The following is an 18,381-nucleotide window of genomic DNA, read 5'->3' as shown; positions in this document are numbered from 1 at the left end:
GGGATGTTTTTTATAATCCATCCCGATAGTTTCTATATTTAAACTTTATTCCTAAAATTAAACCAGAAAATGAATTTCATCAGAATTTTCGGCCTGTTTATTTGCCTGTTTATTTCGGCCGATTTATTGGCTCAGCAATCCGATTCCGCATACGTTAGAGAAAACTACATTAAAATGGAACGCCAGATACCAATGCGTGACGGTGTTAAACTTTTTACATCAATTTATATACCTAAAAATCAATCCAGAAAATACCCGTTCCTGATTAACAGAACGCCTTATACCGTAGCACCTTATGGTGAAGATAAGTACAAACAAAGTTTGGGTAATTTCCCTGCAATGATGCGTGAAGGATTTATTTTCGTGTACCAGGATGTTCGCGGACGATGGATGAGCGAAGGAACTTTTGAGGACATCCGCCCGCAAACTTTAAAAAAGGGAAAAACAGCTATCGATGAAAGTACCGACACTTACGATACAATCGACTGGCTGGTTAAAAACATTAAAAACAATAATGGAAACGCTGGTATTTATGGCATTTCTTACCCTGGCTTTTATTCAACAACTTCGTTACCGAATGCGCATCCGGCGTTAAAAGCAGTTTCGCCACAGGCACCCGTTACCGATTGGTTTATCGGCGACGACTTCCATCATGGAGGTTCGTTATTTTTAATGGATGCTTTTAGTTTTATGAGCGGATTCGGCGTACCCCGCCCAAAACCAATTACGCCGGATAAAGGTCCGAAAGGTTTTAAATTTCCAATACAGGATAATTATCGCTTTTATTTGGAAGCAGGTTCGGTAAAAAATTTAAAGGATAAATATTTTGCCGACAGCATTAAGTTCTGGAACGATTTATTTAAGCATCCTAATCTGGATACCTTCTGGAGCGCAAGATACATTCTGCCGCATTTAAAGAATATAAAACCTGCGGTTATGGTTGTTGGTGGCTTTTTCGATGCGGAAGATGCTTATGGAACTTTTGCAACCTATAAAGCCATTGAAAAACAAAATCCGGGCGCCAATAATATTTTAGTCGCCGGACCTTGGTTTCATGGCGGCTGGGTTCGCAGCGATGGTTCTTATTTCGGCGACATTAAATTCGGCAAAAAAACCAGTATCGATTACCAGCAACAATTTGAATTGCCTTTCTTTAAACACTACTTAAAAGGTGAGGGTGATTTCAAAGCTGCCGAAGCCAATATTTTTGTAACCGGCAGCAATGAATGGAAACAATTTGGCACCTGGCCGCCAAAAGAAGTAGAAACTAAAAACCTTTATTTACAACCAGGCGGAAAACTTGCATTTGAAAAAGTTGGCCGGACGGATAGCTGGGATGAATATGTGAGCGATCCGAATAACCCTGTTCCATATCAGGATGGTGTACAATCAAAACGTACCCGCGAATACATGGTAGACGACCAGCGTTTTGCTGCCCGCAGACCCGATGTTAAAACCTACCAAACAGATGCTTTAACAGAAGATATAACTTTGACCGGACCGGTTTTGGCTAATCTGGTGGTTTCAACAAGCGGTACCGATGCCGATTATGTGGTTAAACTGATTGATGTTTATCCTGAAGATGAGCCAAACCCAACACCTAACCCGAATAACATCATTATGGGCGGTTATGAAATGCTGGTTCGTGGCGAAATTCTTCGTGGAAAATACCGCAACAGCTTCGAAAAACCTGAACCTTTTGTTCCCGGGGCAATTACAAAAGTTAATTATGCACTGCCTGACGTTGCGCATACTTTCAAAAAAGGGCATAAAATCATGATTCAAATTCAAAATTCATGGTTCCCCTTAGCCGACAGAAATCCTCAGAAATTCATGGATATTTATCAGGCAGAACCCGGAGATTTCCAAAAAGCAACACATAAAATTTACCACGATACCTCAAACAGTTCGTACATCAGCGTATCCGTTTTAAAATAAATTGACATGAAACATATTAAACTTATTATTTCCATTTTTCTTTTATCGGCTGCTGCAGGCTTTGCACAAACAAGTAGCAGCTATCCCAAAGAAAACTTCACTAAAAAGGAAATCTACATCACCATGCGTGATGGTGTAAAACTATTTACAGCGGTTTATACACCAAAAGATGCTTCAAAAGATAAAAAATATCCAATAATTATGCAGCGAACCTGCTATAGCATTGCACCTTATGGCGAAGATAAATTTCCTTCCAAATTAGCGCCTTCAGATTTAATGATGAAAGAAGGTTACATTGTGGTTATGCAGGATGTTCGCGGCCGTTATAAAAGCGAAGGCACTTTCACCAATATGACGCCGGTTATCGATAATAAAAAATCCAAAACCGATGTTGATGAAGGCTCTGATACCTATGATACCATCGACTGGCTGATAAAGAACATCCCGAATAACAATGGTAAGGTTGGCCAGTGGGGCATTTCCTATCCTGGCTTTTACACTGCCGCCGGTATTTTAAGCAATCACCCGGCACTAAAAGCATCTTCACCACAAGCACCTATTTCTGATTTTTTCTTTGATGATTTTCACCATAACGGTTCATTTCTTCAAAGCTACTTTTTTACTTTTCCCGTATTCGGTGTTCAAAAAACAAAAGCTGAAACAGGTGCCTGGTATAACAACACTATCGTAAATCCTAAAACAAAAGATGGTTATCAGTTTGCATTGGATTTAGGCCCTTTAACCAATGCGGATAAATATTATAAGGATAACTTCTTCTGGCAGGAAACGGTAAACCATCCCAACTACGATGAATTTTGGCAAAAACGTGGTTTATTAAAGCATTACAGCGCTGTTAAACCTGCGGTTATGGTTGTTGGTGGCTGGTACGATGCCGAAGATTTATCAGGGCCATTAAATATTTACAAAACCATCGAAAAGAAAAACCCTAATGCCTACAATACCCTTGTTATGGGCCCTTTCGGGCATGGCAGGTGGAGCCGTGAAACCGGGCATACCATGCACAGCAACGTGTATTTTGGTGATAGTATTGCTACTTTTTACCAGAAAAATATCGAGGCTAAATTCTTTAACCATTTCTTAAAAGGTAATGGGGATAAAAATTCAGGCTTGCCGGAAGCTTACTTATATGACACAGGGAAAAAGGAATGGGAAACTTTTGATAAATGGCCAACGGAAAAAGCCGGTAAGCGAAAATTATACCTGGGTGCCGATGGAAAATTAAGCATGACCGCTCCGGCAAATACCGGTTCTGTTAACTACATCAGCGACCCGCTAAAACCCGTTCCTTATACCGAAGATTTAACCACAACGCTGGGTTTTACACCTCATAACTACATGAGTGAAGACCAGCGCTTTGCCGGTCGCAGACCTGACGTTTTGGTTTACCAAACAGAGATTTTAGATAACGATATTACTTTGGGTGGCGAAATTATGTCGCACCTTAAAATTGCCACAACCGGAACCGATGCTGATTTCATTGTAAAATTAATTGATGTTTATCCTGCTGACGAACCCAATAACCCTTACATGCCAAACAAGAACATCACCTTAAGTAATTACTGGCAAATGGTTCGTTCGGAAGTGATGCCGGCCCGCTTCCGCAACAGTTTCGAAAAACCGGAGTCTTTGATCGCAAACCAAAAAACCGATGTAAATTTCAGGTTGCAGGATGTTTTACACACCTTTAAAAAAGGGCACAGAATCATGATCCAGGTGCAAAGTACAGCGTTCCCTTTGTTCGCCCGCAACCCGCAAAAATTTGTTGATAATCCATATAAAGCTACTGAAGCCGATTATATTAAAGCTACCCAAACGGTATTTAATGATAGTTTTATTGAAGTTGATGTAATTAAATAAAGTTTTAAAAACCACCTCCCGCCCCCTCCTTGAAAAAAGGAGGGGGCGTTCAACTTAGGAGGCTAATACGATAATTACACGCATAACGTCCAGCGCCCCTCCTGATTCAGGAGGGGCCAGCTGCTTAAAAAATGAAAAATGAAAAAAATACTTTTAATCCTTGCTTTTGCGTTTTCAATTTCTACTTTGAACGCACAAATGCTGGGCAAAAACCAGGTAAACTCAAGAGCGGATAGCCTTCGTGGTACTTTAACACCTTTACGCACTTGCTACGACATTAATTTTTACCACCTGGACGTCAAAATAGATATCGACCAAAAATCAGTAAGCGGAAGTAATGAATTCACTTTTACAGCAACCCAGGATTTTACTAAACTCCAGTTCGATTTGTTTTCAAACCTGAAGGTTGAGAAAGTGATGTATAAAGGAACCGAACTGCCGGTTACAAGAGCATATAATGCTGTTTTTATTACCTTCCCGAAAACAATTAAAAAAGGAAGTAAAGACAAATTCACTGTTTTTTATTCAGGGAACCCAACAGTTGCCCGCAATGCACCCTGGGATGGTGGCTTTATCTTCAAAAAGGATTCTGCCGGAAATCCATTTGTTTCAGTCGCCTGCCAGGGTTTGGGTGCCAGCGTTTGGTGGCCAAATAAAGATCATCAGAGTGATGAAGTCGACAGCATGTTGATCAGCATTAGCATACCTAAAGAACTGCAGGAAATTTCTAATGGAAGATTAAGAAATGTTGTTGACAAACCCAGCGGATATAAACAATACAACTGGTTTGTAAGTAACCCTATTAATAATTATGATGTTACTTTTTATATTGGTAAATATGCCCATTGGACGGATAGCTATGATGGCGAAGGCGGAAAATTAAGTCTGGATTTTTGGGCTTTACAAGTGGATAGCGCAAAGGCTCGTCCGCACTGGGATGCCGATGTAAAACCAATGATAAAATGTTTCGAATATTGGTTCGGGCCATACCCCTGGTATAAAGATGGCTATAAATTGGTTCAGGCACCACATTTGGGCATGGAACATCAAAGTGCGGTTGCCTACGGCAACCAATTTAAAAAAGGTTATTTGGGCAGAGATTTAAGTCGTACCGGGCATGGTTTGAAATGGGACTTTATCACCATACACGAAAGTGGCCACGAGTGGTTTGGAAATAATATTACCTCAAAAGATATTGCCGATATGTGGATTCACGAAGGTTTCACAAATTATTCTGAAGTGCTGTTTACAGAATGCACTGAAAACAAAGCTGCAGCAAATGAATATGCAATTGGATTACAGAAAATTATTTCAAATGACATTCCGGTAATCGGGCCTTATGGTGTAAATAAAGAAGGTTCAGGCGATATGTATCCTAAAGGCGCAAATCTAATCCACACCATCCGTCAGTTGATTAATAATGATGAAAAATTCAGACAAATTCTTCGGGGTTTAAATAAAACTTTTTACCATAAAACAGTAACAACAGCCGAAATAGAAAATTACATCGCTAAACAAAGCGGACTTAAGCTCGATAAGGTTTTCGACCAGTATTTACGCTACACAAAAATTCCTGTTCTGGAATATAAGATTAGTAATGAAACCCTTTCTTACCGTTGGATTACAGATGTAAAAGGTTTTGACATGCCTGTTAAAGTAACTTTGAAAGAAGGCTCATACACACTTATCAGACCAACAAACGATTGGAAAACCATTAAAGTAGATGCAAGTATTACCGCAGCTAATTTTAAAAACGACCCGTTGTTTTATATAGCAACGAAGAAAACCCAGGATTAAAAGAATATAAGTTTTAGGATTTTAAGCTCGTTAATTGACAAAAAGATAAATCGTTCCGACCGCAGCGAAGAACAAGAAGTATCTACGAAGCAAAATATTTAAATGATGCAACACAAACCTGATAACTATAACAAAAAACAATTTATCAGTATTTAAAGCAAATTAAACGTCATTCCCACACAGGTTGGAATCCTAGCTTTCGCTGCTATGGAATTACCAGGATGAGCATTTTACGTTTTAAGATTTCCGCTTTCGCGAGAATGACGACATCCGGAGACTAAAATCTGCGCGAAGAATGACATCCTATTTACTTCCTTCTTATCTTTAAAAGAAATATCAATTGCTATGCAACTTTTTTCAAAAGCAATCGTCTTATAAAGAAAACCTAATTAAACATGCCTTAATGATTACAAAGAGGCTCTAATATTCAGAACAATGAAAAAAATACTTTCAATTTTATTTGTGGCATTATTATTTACAATAAATTTCAGTGCAACAGCAAAATTCCCGATTACAATCAGTTCTTCTAAGCTTTCTGGTGATGACCGTGATGTAAAAAACTTTAACGGCGTAGCAGCTGGTGGTCCGATTAATGTTGTAATAACATTAGGAAGCACCGAAAGCTGCAGGTTTGAAGGCGATGCTGATGCCATTTCAACCTTAATAACTGAAGTAAAAGGAAATGTTTTGATTATCCGCCCGCAAAATAGCTGGACCAGCTGGGAACACAAATACGAAAACAAGAAAATAACTGCGTATGTAACCGCCAAAACCATTACCAGCTTAACCATGAGTGGTTCAGGAAATATGACTGTTAAAGGAAATGTTACCGCTAAAACGCTTTCAACAACACTTAGTGGTTCAGGAAGCATCAATACAAATGTTAATGTAGATGATTTTAATGGCGTAATCAGCGGTTCGGGAAAACTAAATATTAATGGCGCTGCAGATGACGCTAATGTTGTAATCAGTGGTTCGGGTAATTTTTCGGGAAAGGGTTTATCTGTAAATAATCTTTCTACAACGGTAAGTGGCTCAGGAACGATTGACATCAAAGCTGATCGGAGCATTAAAGCGGTGATTAGTGGTTCAGGTAATGTAAATTATTCAGGTAACGCAACGGTAGAAAAAACGGTTATCGGCTCGGGAAGAGTTAGAAAAATATAATTAAATTAAAAACACACAAATGATTTAGCGCCCCGAAGAAATTCGGGGCTTCTTTTTTAATTCAGTATATTTATTTGCCTGGATTTTTTTATGCTGACCGAAACACTAAAATCACTTTTCCGCAGGGATCTGCTCAGACTCAAAACTGAAATCGAATCTTATAAAAATGAAGCAAATCTTTGGTTAACCAGAGCCGGCATCTCCAATGCTGCAGGTAACCTTTGTTTACATTTAATCGGCAATCTGAATACATACATCGGCGCTACTTTAGGCGGTACAGGCTACATTCGGCATCGTGAGCTGGAATTTTCAATGCAGCATGTTCCACAAAACGAGCTCATCAAAAAAATTGAAGAAACCCTAATTGTGGTAGAAGAATCATTAGATAAACTATCACAAGCAGCTCTTGAAGCTGAATACCCATTATTGGTTTTTGAACAAAAAACATCGACAGAATTTTTGCTTATTCACCTTACCACCCACTTGTCTTACCACCTCGGCCAGATTAATTACCACAGAAGGTTGTTAGATAAATAATTGAAATTTTCTAAAAATAATTGTTAAACTGCAAAGTATATCGTAATATTGCAATATAAAAATATTGATTATGGGCGTAACAAAAACAGCGCACTTTACAGATAAACAAAATCAGATAGCAACGATAGCTAAAGCACTCGGCCATCCGGCGAGGATAGCAATTATTGAGTATTTATTAAAAAGAAATACATGCATTTGTGGTGATATCGTTAACGAGCTGCCCCTTGCGCAACCTACAATTTCGCAACACCTAAAAGAACTGAAAAACGCCGGATTAATCAAAGGAAACATTGAAGGAAATGCCATTTGTTATTGCATTGATGAAAAAACATTTGACATTTTACGAAGCTATTTTTCAAACATCATAACCACTGTACTGGAGCAAAATTGCTGCTAACTTAAATTGTATTAAACCCTCGTATTATGAAATTATCAGAAATTAAAAAACACTTGCAAACGGCTGAAGCGGTTAATTTCAAGTTGCCGTCCGGAGAATTTGTTCCGGCACATTTCCATGTTACCGAAGTGGGTATGGTTACCAAACATTTTATCGACTGCGGCGGAGTAGAGCGTTTGGAAAAGGTGGTAAGTTTTCAGCTTTGGTCTGCCAATGATTATGAACATCAATTAAAACCAGCTAAATTATTGCATATTATAAATCTTTCCGAAGAAAAGCTTGGTATAGGCAATCTGGAAATAGAGGTAGAATATCAATCTGAAACTATTGGAAAGTATGATTTAAATTTCGACGGAAAAAATTTTGAACTTGTTTCAAAAAGCACCGCTTGTCTGGCAGCTGATAGCTGCGGCATACCACAAGAAAAACAAAAAGTTCAGCTACAGCAACTCACCGCTGAAGCTGCTTGCTGTACGCCAGGCGGAGGTTGCTGTTAATTTCATCTTATGGAAATAAAAAAATTTGGGGAAAGAGACTATCCTGAAGTAGCTGAAATTTACAAGCAGGGTATAAAAACTGGCCTTGCTACTTTCCAGGATGAGGTACCAACATGGAGCGACTGGGACAGAAACCATCTAAAAATAGGTCGGCTGGCCATATTTGATGGTGATAAAATGGTAGGTTGGGCGGCCTTGTCGCCAGTATCAAGCAGATGTGTTTATGCAGGTGTAGCTGAGGTAAGCGTTTACGTCTGTTCAGAATTTAGAGGTAAAGGTTTAGGGAAAAAGCTCCTTAATGAGCTGATTATTCAAAGTGAAAATGAAGGTTTGTGGACTTTACAATCGGGCATTTTCGCAGAAAACCTCATGAGCATAAAACTCCATGAAAGTTGTGGCTTCCGCCAAATAGGGTACAGGGAGAAAATAGGCAAAAAGAATGGTGTATGGAAAGATACCATTATAATGGAAAAAAGGAGCAAAATAGTTGGCCAGTAAATTACCTAAAATGATAAACATATTAGTTCTTTGCACCGGAAATAGTTGCCGAAGTCAAATAGCGGAAGCATATCTTAGGCATTTCACAGATCAAAATTATAGCATTTATAGCGCAGGTATTGAAACCCATGGTGTAAATCCAAGGGCTGTTCTTACAATGAAAAATGATGGAATAGACATCAGTTCACACACTTCAAATCATATTCATGACTATTTAAACATCAATTTTGATTTTGTAATTACCGTTTGTGATAATGCTCAAAAAAATTGCCCTGTTTTTCCGTCAATGGCAAAAAAGTTTCACTTTAATTTTCCTGATCCCGCAAAGGCTAAAGGAACTGAAGAAGAAATATCAGCCTGTTTTGATGAAGTTAGAAGGCTAATAAAAAACTATTGCAAAACGTTTGTCGAACAACAATTGGGAATTAAAACTGAACCCCAATAACCCACAGGTTTTCCAGGTAATTAATTTTCTGGCTCGCTTTATCATATTCATCCCAGCCTGTGGTATGAATTGTTTTTAAATTTGTTGTACCAACTTTTGTTGTATTTTGAAGGTAAATATTTTTCCAGACATAAAACTTCAATCCAACTTTGGCAGATAGACCATAGCCGGCAATATTCCAATGATTGTTTCTTCCGAGTCCAAATAAACGAACATCAGAACGGGGAACAATCATGCCGCCACCTAACCCGGTTTCTAAAGTTAAGGAAGTGTTTCCACTGGGTGCTACCCAAATATCATCATAACGTTCAACTTCAACATTAGCGTAGTTAAACCCATCTGTGTGTTCGAAAGTCAACATACTTTCTTTAACATTAATCAATTGTCCGTTGTAATTGCCGGCCATTGTTCCTGTTGATACTTGCTCCTGCGAAATATTTGAACCAATATATCCGGTAATCGCAACGGTTTGAGGAATATCCATTACATACTTCATATGATCCCAACCAACTGAAATACTGTAATTATCTTTTATGAAATAACCAACACGGATGTTATACTGAGGAACAGTAATCAAAGCCGGATTTAAGTAATCCCAGCTTAACTTTGATTGTCTGTCATGTGCAACAACATCTTTCAGCGTAAAATCGTAATTAGGGCCCTGAAACCTGATATCACTTTTACCGTACCATGAACTATTGTATCCCCAGTGAAAATAGAAATCCCCTTTACGAGAATCTTTTCTTTTGTTTTCTGGATTAAACAGGCTTTTAGATGTGGGCGCAACGTCTGTTGAGGATGTTTTAACTTCTTGAGCATGCATCCGCTTGCCAAATAATAATGCTAAAAACAGGATTGAGAATCTTTTCACGCGGCAAATTGAGTAAAAAGCAACAACTATTACAAATGCTTTAACACTTTGTAATTGTTGTGATACAAAAAATGACTTTAAATCATTAAAACCAAATTAGAATCTGGTATATAGCGCCAATTGGATTATATTGTTATTAGTATGGTTTGTTGTGTTTTTTACCGCCTGATTCATATAACCTGCCTCAACATCAAACTTCTTGGAAAATCGATAACCTGCAGCGAAGTAGGCTCGGTTCTGGTCGAATACACTATTGTTGATTTTAGCATTATTCTGAAAATTCAGAAAGATCTCATTCTGTAAAGCAAGGAAGGCGCCATTGTTAAATGAGGCTTGTGTTTTCTGTAAAGGTTGTATCAGTCTGAAAAAATACCTGAAACGTTGTGCAAAAACATTTTCATTTGCGCGTTCTATAAAACGTTGTTCAACCCTGATTCGGTGGCTGGCAAATACAGATTTAAGTTTATGGGTATAAATATATTGCTCAAAGATACGGTGTTCGTGAAGAAAAGTATTTGAACTGCCTTCAAGCTGGTTTTGAGTCGTTTGCCACAAATAGCCCAAAGCAACATTATGTTTATCGTTAATGAAATATTGTAATGCAGGACGCACCAGGGTATTGCGAACATATTTCCAATCATCGGCAGATCGAACCTGAACATCAAACTGCAAACCCCATTTCTTATTAAACTTTGTATTGTTTAAAAAGAAAAACCAACCAGAATTCTGATGTTGCGTTTGAGCAGAAAGCTTCCCTAATGCCATGAATGAAATCATGGCAAGTAATAATATTTTTCTCATAAAAGATAATCCGGTTTATCCTTGCCAGTGGCAAGCGTGTGTTGCGCCGCTAAATTAAATAAAATTGATAAACCTCGATAATTATCCTAAAATTAATCTTGATTTAACACTTACCTACCGTAATGTAAGGCGTTTATTTAAATTTCATTTAGCTGTAAGGAATTAAAAATTTATCTTCGTTAAAGATTTGGCTTTTTATAATACTTATCGAAAGTTAAATTTAACAGTACAAAACGTAAAATCAAGAAATAATGATTATTGAACCGAGAATGAGGGGCTTTATTTGTTTAACCGCACATCCAGATGGTTGTGCGCAAAACGTAAAGAATCAAATTGAATATGTAAAATCCAAGGGCGCCATTAATGGTCCTAAAAAAGTATTGGTAATTGGTGCATCTACAGGTTTTGGTTTAGCATCACGCATAACTGCTGCTTATGGTTCCGGCGCTTCAACAATTGGTGTATTTTTCGAAAAAGCACCTTCAGCAGGCAAAACTGCATCGCCAGGTTGGTATAACAGTGCGGCTTTTGAAAAAGAAGCCCATGCCGCAGGCATATATGCTAAGAGTATTAATGGCGATGCTTTCTCAAAGGAAATCAAAGCAAAAACTATAGAACTAATTAAAGCTGATTTGGGTCAGGTAGATTTAGTAATCTATAGCCTGGCTTCTCCTGTTAGAAAACATCCTGATACCGAAGTTTTACATCGTTCTACATTAAAGCCAATCGGTGCAACGTATACAAATAAAACTGTAGATTTCCACACCGGTAACGTTACAGAAATCTCCATCGAGCAAGCCACAGAAGAAGATATTGCCAATACGGTTGCCGTTATGGGTGGCGAAGATTGGGCGATGTGGATTGACGCCTTAAAGGCCGAAAACTTATTAGCAGAAGGCGCTACTACAATTGCTTACTCATACATCGGCCCTGCTTTAACCGAACCGGTTTACCGCAAAGGAACTATCGGTCGGGCTAAGGATGATTTAGAGGCAACCGCTTTTACAATTACCGATAAATTGAAAGACATTAACGGAAAAGCTTATGTTTCCGTAAACAAAGCATTAGTTACTCAGGCGAGTTCGGCTATTCCTGTAATTCCTTTATACATTTCATTGTTATATAAAATAATGAAGGAAGAAGGCATCCACGAGGGAACAATTGAACAAATCCAACGTTTGTATGCTGAAAGGTTATATACCGGCGGCGATGTTCCTGTTGATGAAAAAGGAAGAATCAGAATCGACGACTGGGAAATGCGGGAAGACGTACAGGCTAAGGTTGCAAAACTTTGGGAGGAAGCTACAACTGAAACTTTACCGGTAATCGGCGATTTACCGGGCTACCGCTCAGATTTTTTAAGCTTATTCGGTTTCGAAATTGATAAAGTTGATTATCAAAAAGAGGCTGATGAATTAGTAGAAATTGAGGGATTAGTGGAGTAAAGGTATTTACCCATTTCGTCGTTTCGATCCGATAGCTATCGGATGTAGCGCAGCGAACGGAGAAATCTTTGTCCTTTACTTTTTGTTGTACTAAGATTTCTCCACTGCGATCGAAATGACGACTACATAAATAACATTTACGGCCGGCTTTTTAGCCGGCCGTTTTTAATAAAAGAAAATCATGAACTTCGATTTACAACCTAAGCTGGAAAATGACTTGATTCAAGTAATTCCCTTAAAGGCTGATGATTTTGAAAAACTTTATGCTGTAGCATCTGATCCTTTAATCTGGGAACAACATCCAAATAAAGACCGCTATAAACGCGAAGTTTTCGAAAACTTTTTCAAAGGCGCTATGGAATCTACTGGCGCTTTTATCGTTTATGACAAGGTAACCAAACAGGTCGCAGGAAGTTCAAGATATTATGATTTAGATGAAGCCAATAATTCAGTTGCCGTTGGCTATACTTTTATTGGTCGCGACTTTTGGGGCAAAGGATATAATGCTGCGTTAAAAAAACTGATGCTGGATTATGCTTTCCGGTTTGTGGACAAGGTTATCCTCCATATAGGTGCAACAAATTTCCGTTCACAAAAAGCAACCGAAAAGTTGGGTGCAAAAAAAACAGGTGAACTTGAAGTAGCTTATTATGGAGAACCGGTAAAATGGAATTTCGTTTACCAGGTTGATAAAGATAAATGGATGCAAAGGGTATAACTGGTAATGACCTCAGATTTGCGGGTTGCTTTTGTATTTAATTAACCACGGAAACACTGAACGCACAGAAAAATTTCAATTCAGTTTCGTGTAAATCTGTGTCTCTGTGGCAATATTTTTAAAATCAAAATCTGCGTACATCCTTTTTATCTTATAATAAAAAAGGAAAAATCTGCGAATCTGTGGCTAAATAAACATTTTTAGTTTCCTGCAATAGCGCTTAACGGAATAAAATCGTGTTTTCGTTTTAGTATTGTTATCTTTGGATAATTCTGCATTTCCACTCATCCTTTCTAAAAATAAAACAATTAAATAAATATGGCTAAATCTCAGGCAACTTACAGTAAAAAAGAGAACGAAAAAAAACGATTAAAAAAACAAAAAGACAAACAAGAGAAAAAAGAAGAGCGCCAATCTAATGCAAAAAAAGGGCTGGCCCTTGAAGAAATGTTTGCGTATGTTGATGAAAATGGCAACATTTCATCTACGCCACCGGATCCAAAGAAGAAAAAAGTGTTCAATATCGAAGATGTTCAAATTGGTATTACCAGACAAGAAGACATTATTGATGAAAATCCTGTTAAAAAAGGAACGGTTACATTCTTTAACGATAGCAAAGGTTACGGTTTCATTAAAAATACTGAAACCCAGGATAGCATTTTTGTTCACGCCAATGGTTGTGTAACTCAAATTAAAGAGGGCGATAAAGTTACATTTGAAGTAGAAATGGGCCAAAAAGGACCAACTGCTGTAAAAGTAACTAAAGTATAATCTGATGCTCCAATTACAGTGCTCTAAACTGTAATGCAATTAAAATTGCAGAAATTTCTGCTGCGCCGGGTTTTATAAACATTTATATTCCGTCTATTTAAGCATAAAACCTAGCGCATATTTTCTCTTTCTTTCTTTTATTTTTTTTTTAAAAAATAAAGCTGGGACTTGCTTTAGCTATTTCGGTCCTGTCATCGCTTAAAATCCTCTATTTTGCTGTGTGCTTATTCCGGACTGATCCGTTCTGACGGATTAAAGGGTAAAATCTGCAATAATTTATTTTAACTCATCCTTTATCTTCCGGAGTGATGATTCACCGGTAACTATAATTACGTTATTTTTTTGCTCCGTAGGAATGGGGGAGATTGATGATTCAAAGAAACAAGAAAGTAGCATAAACCTTTATTTTAAACCCAATAACGGTAGCCCTCAATTTTTATTCGTGGCCAGCGTGTATGGCAGGACGGGTTTTGCCATAAATTACCATAAATAATTTTCAAAAAAAATAAAAAATTTTTAATCTCGGTGTGGAATTTGTGCTGAATCAGCATCATTACAACACACACAAAGAAAATAAGATTATGAAAAAGTTAATAGCAATTGCATTCGTTGCATTTTTAGGCCTTTCATCGGCAATGGCTCAGCAAGCAGATTTACGTAGAAAAATTAATGTGAGCGGTTCTGCCGAAACTGAAGTTACTCCAGATATTATTTACATCAGTATTTCCTTAAAAGAATACCTGAACGGAAAGAAGAAAGTCGAAATTACGGAGTTAGAAAAACAACTTTATGCCGCAGTACAAAAAGCAGGAATTGCAAAAGAAAATTTAACCATAAGCAATCTAAGCAGCTGGAATTATGCTACGGAAAAAAAGAAAAATCCCGATTTCCTGGCAAGTAAACAATACCGTTTAAAAGTAAGCGATTTAAACAAGTTCAACGCTTTATTAGAAGGAATTGATGCCAAAGGAATAGCAAGTACAAACATTGAAAGTTATGATTATTCTAAAATTGAGGGACTTAAAAAAGAATTAAAGATTAAAGCTTTAATGGCTGCAAAGGAAAAAGCCACCTATATGGTTGAAGCATTAGGCGATAAACTCGGCAGTGTAATTGAGATACAGGATGGTGGCGATAATATTATACAGCCGGTTTACAGAAACTATATGATGAAAACCGAAATGGCCGACGATAGCGCGCCTGCGCCTGAAATTGATTTTAAGAAAATTAAACTGAATTTCACCGTAAATGCAATTTTTGAGATTAAGTAAAATATTTAACATCTGAATTAACGCTTTTTTAAAACCTGCAAGAACATTTTTGCAGGTTTTTTGTTAATCAGACAATAAACATTAAAAAATTAAAATATTATGAAAAAATTCATTTACACCTTAGCCCTTGTTTTCTCTTTAGGAATTAGTTTTAATTCAGCACAGGCTGCTGATAAACCTGCAAAAAATCCTTCTGAATTGACTACTGAACAATCTGCTCAACTAGAGAAAATTAAAACCCGAGTTGAAGAGATTAGAGACATGGATAAATCAAACTTAACCAAAACTGAACGTAAAGCCTTACGTAAAGAATTGAAAGAAATGAAAAACCAGGCTCGTGCAATTTCTGGTGGTGTTTACCTTTCAGTAGGTGCAATCATCATCGTTATCTTATTATTAATTTTGATTTTATAATCAGACTATATTTACATCTATCAACATAAACAAAAAGCTTTGCAGCGATGCAAAGCTTTTTTTGTGTTCAAATATTCCCTTCATCCGATAGCTATCAGATGAGAACTTATTTATTGATTAATCAATTATATCGAAACCAGTATATTTCACCAAAGCCTCTGGAATTTTGATTCCGTTTTCTGTTTGGTAATTTTCTAAAATCGAAGCTACAATACGCGGCAATGCCAAAGCACTACCATTTAGAGAATGTGCTAATTGTGCTTTCCCTTCCTTGCCTTTATAACGAAGTTTTAACCGGTTAGCCTGGTAGGTTTCGAAATTAGACACTGAAGAGACCTCTAACCAACGTTCTTGTGCTGCACTCCAAACTTCCATATCATAAGTCATGGCCGACGTAAAACCCATATCACCGCCGCATAAACGTAAAACACGGTAATGTAACCCTAATTCATGCAATAAAGACTGAACGTACCGGCTCATTTCTTCTAAGGTTTCATAAGATTTATCCGGATGTGTAATTTGCACCACCTCAACCTTATCAAATTGATGTAAGCGATTTAAGCCACGTACATGTGCGCCATAAGAACCTGCCTCCCGACGGAAACAAGGTGTATAAGCTGTATTTTTTATAGGCAAATCTTCTTCCTTAACAATAACATCACGGTATAAATTAGTAACCGGAACCTCTGCAGTAGGGATTAAATACAGGTCATCAATTGTTGAATGATACATCTGGCCTTCTTTATCAGGCAACTGTCCGGTACCAAAACCCGAAGCAGCATTAACCAAATGCGGCACCTGCATCTCTTTATAACCCGCAGCTGTAGCATGATCCAAAAAGAAATTGATTAGCGCCCGTTGTAACCTTGCGCCTTTACCTTTGTAAACCGGGAAACCTGCGCCGGTAATTTTAACGCCTAATTCAAAATCGATAATATCGTATTTAGCGGCTAATTCCCAATGCGGCAAAGCTTTTGTTGGTAATGCTGCTGGCGCACCATGCAGATAAACGACCTCATTTTCTTCTGCGGTTGAGCCTTTCGGAACTAAATCGTAAGGTAAATTTGGCAGCTGAACAATAGCATTAAACTGAGCGGCTTCCAGTTCAGTTAATTTCTCGGTTAGCGCCTTAATGTTTTCTTTATGTGAAGCAGTTTTCGCTTTAATCGCTTCGGCTTCATACTTTTTACCCGTACGCATTAAATCGCCGATTTGCTTGGCGGCTGCATTTGCTTCAGCGGAAATATTATCTAAGGAAGTTTGTGTGGAACGACGCTCTTCATCAATTTTAATGATTTCATCTACCAACTCTGGTTGTTTAAAGTTACGCACACTTAAACGTTCTAAAACTTTCTCTCTATTTTCGCGGATATAGTTAACTTGCAGCATTATTTAATTTTTTCACAAAGATAATAATTAAGTCGTCATTGCGAACGTAGTGCGGCAATCTCTCTCGAAAAGATTGCTTTGTCGTTCCTCCTCGCAATGACGAACTCAAAATACTATGGATGGCAAACTATTTCTCGTACCTACGCCAATAGGCAATCTGGAAGATATGACCTTCAGGGCCATCCGGATATTAAAAGAATGTGATTTGATTCTGGCTGAAGATACCCGGACAAGTGCCCCGATGTTAAAGCATTTTGGCATCGATAAAAAGGTTTTTGCTCACCATCAGCATAATGAACACAAAGCGACTTCTGAAATTATCAAATTCTTGAACGAGGGGCAAAAAATTGCTTTGATTTCTGATGCAGGAACACCTGCAATATCAGATCCGGGTTTTTTCCTGGTGCGCGAGGCGATAAAAAATGATGTTGCTGTAGAGTGTTTGCCTGGCGCTACCGCATTTGTTCCGGCTTTGGTTAACTCCGGTTTACCAGCCGATGCTTTTTGTTTTGAGGGGTTTCTGCCTGTAAAAAAAGGCAGACAAACTAAGTTTAAAAAACTGGCTGAAGAAGACCGTACGATTATACTTTACGAAAGTCCGCACCGTTTATTAAAAACGCTGGAGGAGTTTTCGCAATACCTAGGCGCCGACAGACAGGCATCAGTAAGCAGGGAATTAACTAAAATGTTCGAAGAAACCGTTCGGGGAACTTTGGTCGAAATAAAATCACATTTTGAAAACAATACTTTAAAAGGAGAATTCGTAATTTGCATTGCAGGGAAAGAGATGAGCAAGGGTGAAAGGGCAAAGAACAAAAACAAATATGATGATGCTGAAAATTAGCATCTATAAATTAACATCATTCAATTTTAAAAAATATTATGATTAGCATAGATAGATTTTTAAGTGACGAGCAAGACCCGAAAGCGGTTGAAAAAGTTATTGGAAAATTAAACGACCTTTTAACATCAGGCGAAGAAATTTTATACCTGGGTGTGCAGAAAAAACCAGCGGTAAACTTATTACCGGATAGCATTGCAATTACCAACAAACGCATTTTCTACTGCGAACCCGGCAACCTGGGTTTAACCATGAATTTTAAAGACATTTCCTGGAAAAGCGTGAAGGAGGTTTCGTTCAAAGAAGAATTTTTTGGTTCAAAGTTCATCTGCGTTCCACAGCATGGCGAAAACATCGTTACTGAATTCATACCTAAAGTACAGGCAAGGAAATTGCATCAGGCCGCTAATCAGCAATTAGAAGCTTATAAAGAATTGTTACATCAGCAAAAGCTGGAAGAAAACCGTGCGATGGCATCGCCTATTAATCTTTCCGCTCAACAGCCATTTGCCGATGTTGCCCCAATAGAAACGCCAACTCCTGAACCTATTCAAATTGCGGAAGTTGTAGAAGAACCAGAAGATGAAACAACCTTAAAGTTGCGCAAACTGAAAACTTTATATGATAAACATTTAATTACGCAGGAAGAGTATGAAGCTAAAAAAGCCGCTATTTTAGATAGTTTTTAGATAAAAACCGCTGTCAT

General features: G+C 37.8%; 19 protein-coding genes. 16 read left to right on the top strand and 3 right to left on the bottom strand.

What is annotated here, in order from left to right; genetic code table 11:
- Positions 1-69 precede the first annotated feature (69 nt).
- From O0931_RS17245 to O0931_RS17205, 9 genes are all read left to right on the top strand, one after another.
- Positions 70-1,938 (top strand): CocE/NonD family hydrolase, encoded by a 1,869-nt coding sequence (locus O0931_RS17245; RefSeq protein WP_269416727.1) that lies wholly within the window; start codon positions 70-72, stop codon positions 1,936-1,938.
- Positions 1,939-1,944: 6 nt separating this feature from the next.
- A complete protein-coding gene (locus tag O0931_RS17240) occupies positions 1,945-3,816 on the top strand; it encodes a CocE/NonD family hydrolase (protein ID WP_269416726.1) in 1,872 nt (623 codons plus the stop codon).
- A 138-nt stretch (positions 3,817-3,954) separates the two neighbouring features.
- Positions 3,955-5,613: a M1 family metallopeptidase gene (locus O0931_RS17235; RefSeq protein WP_269416725.1), complete on the top strand. Its 1,659-nt coding sequence runs from the start codon at positions 3,955-3,957 to the stop codon at positions 5,611-5,613.
- A gap of 435 nt (positions 5,614-6,048) precedes the next feature.
- A complete protein-coding gene (locus tag O0931_RS17230; protein ID WP_269416724.1) occupies positions 6,049-6,780 on the top strand; it encodes a head GIN domain-containing protein in 732 nt (243 codons plus the stop codon).
- A gap of 90 nt (positions 6,781-6,870) precedes the next feature.
- Positions 6,871-7,317 carry a DUF1572 family protein gene (locus tag O0931_RS17225; RefSeq protein WP_269416723.1) on the top strand — a complete coding sequence of 149 codons (447 nt, stop codon included), beginning with the start codon at positions 6,871-6,873 and terminating at the stop codon, positions 7,315-7,317.
- A 70-nt stretch (positions 7,318-7,387) separates the two neighbouring features.
- Positions 7,388-7,714 carry an ArsR/SmtB family transcription factor gene (locus O0931_RS17220; RefSeq protein ID WP_269416722.1) on the top strand — a complete coding sequence of 109 codons (327 nt, stop codon included), beginning with the start codon at positions 7,388-7,390 and terminating at the stop codon, positions 7,712-7,714.
- Positions 7,715-7,740: 26 nt separating this feature from the next.
- Positions 7,741-8,211, top strand: a complete 471-nt coding sequence (locus O0931_RS17215) for a DUF6428 family protein (protein ID WP_269416721.1) — start codon at positions 7,741-7,743, stop codon at positions 8,209-8,211.
- A gap of 9 nt (positions 8,212-8,220) precedes the next feature.
- The gene (locus O0931_RS17210; protein WP_269416720.1) at positions 8,221-8,709 is read left to right on the top strand and encodes a GNAT family N-acetyltransferase; all 489 of its coding nucleotides are present in this window, start codon (positions 8,221-8,223) and stop codon (positions 8,707-8,709) included.
- Between the two features lie 10 nt (positions 8,710-8,719).
- The gene (locus O0931_RS17205) at positions 8,720-9,154 is read left to right on the top strand and encodes an arsenate reductase ArsC (protein WP_269416719.1); all 435 of its coding nucleotides are present in this window, start codon (positions 8,720-8,722) and stop codon (positions 9,152-9,154) included.
- On the opposite strand, the gene O0931_RS17200 is transcribed toward O0931_RS17205, so the two are convergent.
- A complete protein-coding gene (locus tag O0931_RS17200; RefSeq protein ID WP_269416718.1) occupies positions 9,135-10,025 on the bottom strand; it encodes a hypothetical protein in 891 nt (296 codons plus the stop codon). The two genes, O0931_RS17205 and O0931_RS17200, sit on opposite strands and share 20 nt — an antisense overlap.
- Positions 10,026-10,121: 96 nt before the next feature.
- Complete coding sequence (locus O0931_RS17195; RefSeq protein WP_269416717.1) at positions 10,122-10,826, bottom strand: DUF2490 domain-containing protein; 705 nt, start codon at positions 10,824-10,826, stop codon at positions 10,122-10,124.
- A gap of 251 nt (positions 10,827-11,077) precedes the next feature.
- On the opposite strand from O0931_RS17195, the gene fabV reads away from it, so the two are divergent.
- From fabV to O0931_RS17170, 5 genes are all read left to right on the top strand, one after another.
- Positions 11,078-12,271 (top strand): enoyl-ACP reductase FabV, encoded by a 1,194-nt coding sequence (gene fabV / locus O0931_RS17190; protein ID WP_269416716.1) that lies wholly within the window; start codon positions 11,078-11,080, stop codon positions 12,269-12,271.
- A gap of 181 nt (positions 12,272-12,452) precedes the next feature.
- On the top strand, positions 12,453-12,989 hold the full coding sequence (locus tag O0931_RS17185; protein WP_269416715.1) for a GNAT family N-acetyltransferase: 537 nt from the start codon (positions 12,453-12,455) through the stop codon (positions 12,987-12,989).
- A 318-nt stretch (positions 12,990-13,307) separates the two neighbouring features.
- Complete coding sequence (locus O0931_RS17180; RefSeq protein ID WP_269416714.1) at positions 13,308-13,760, top strand: cold-shock protein; 453 nt, start codon at positions 13,308-13,310, stop codon at positions 13,758-13,760.
- Positions 13,761-14,341: 581 nt separating this feature from the next.
- On the top strand, positions 14,342-15,031 hold the full coding sequence (locus O0931_RS17175; RefSeq protein WP_269416713.1) for an SIMPL domain-containing protein: 690 nt from the start codon (positions 14,342-14,344) through the stop codon (positions 15,029-15,031).
- A 99-nt stretch (positions 15,032-15,130) separates the two neighbouring features.
- A complete protein-coding gene (locus O0931_RS17170) occupies positions 15,131-15,445 on the top strand; it encodes a hypothetical protein (RefSeq protein ID WP_269416712.1) in 315 nt (104 codons plus the stop codon).
- Between the two features lie 117 nt (positions 15,446-15,562).
- Here the strand turns inward: O0931_RS17170 and serS are convergent, their stop codons facing one another.
- Positions 15,563-16,834 (bottom strand): serine--tRNA ligase, encoded by a 1,272-nt coding sequence (serS, locus tag O0931_RS17165; RefSeq protein ID WP_269416711.1) that lies wholly within the window; start codon positions 16,832-16,834, stop codon positions 15,563-15,565.
- Positions 16,835-16,949: 115 nt separating this feature from the next.
- Here serS and rsmI point away from each other — a divergent pair, with 115 nt between their 5' ends.
- Together rsmI and O0931_RS17155 are read left to right on the top strand one after the other, a co-directional pair.
- Positions 16,950-17,678, top strand: coding sequence for a 16S rRNA (cytidine(1402)-2'-O)-methyltransferase (gene rsmI / locus O0931_RS17160; protein WP_269416710.1), 729 nt, complete (start codon positions 16,950-16,952; stop codon positions 17,676-17,678).
- Positions 17,679-17,716: 38 nt separating this feature from the next.
- Positions 17,717-18,364 carry a PH domain-containing protein gene (locus tag O0931_RS17155; protein WP_269416709.1) on the top strand — a complete coding sequence of 216 codons (648 nt, stop codon included), beginning with the start codon at positions 17,717-17,719 and terminating at the stop codon, positions 18,362-18,364.
- Positions 18,365-18,381 lie beyond the last annotated feature (17 nt).

The sequence above is a fragment of the Pedobacter rhodius genome, from assembly GCF_027213645.1.
Lineage (GTDB): Bacteria > Bacteroidota > Bacteroidia > Sphingobacteriales > Sphingobacteriaceae > Pedobacter > Pedobacter rhodius.
Note: the sequence above shows the minus strand (reverse complement) of the source record. Positions and strands in the feature narration are given on the sequence as shown.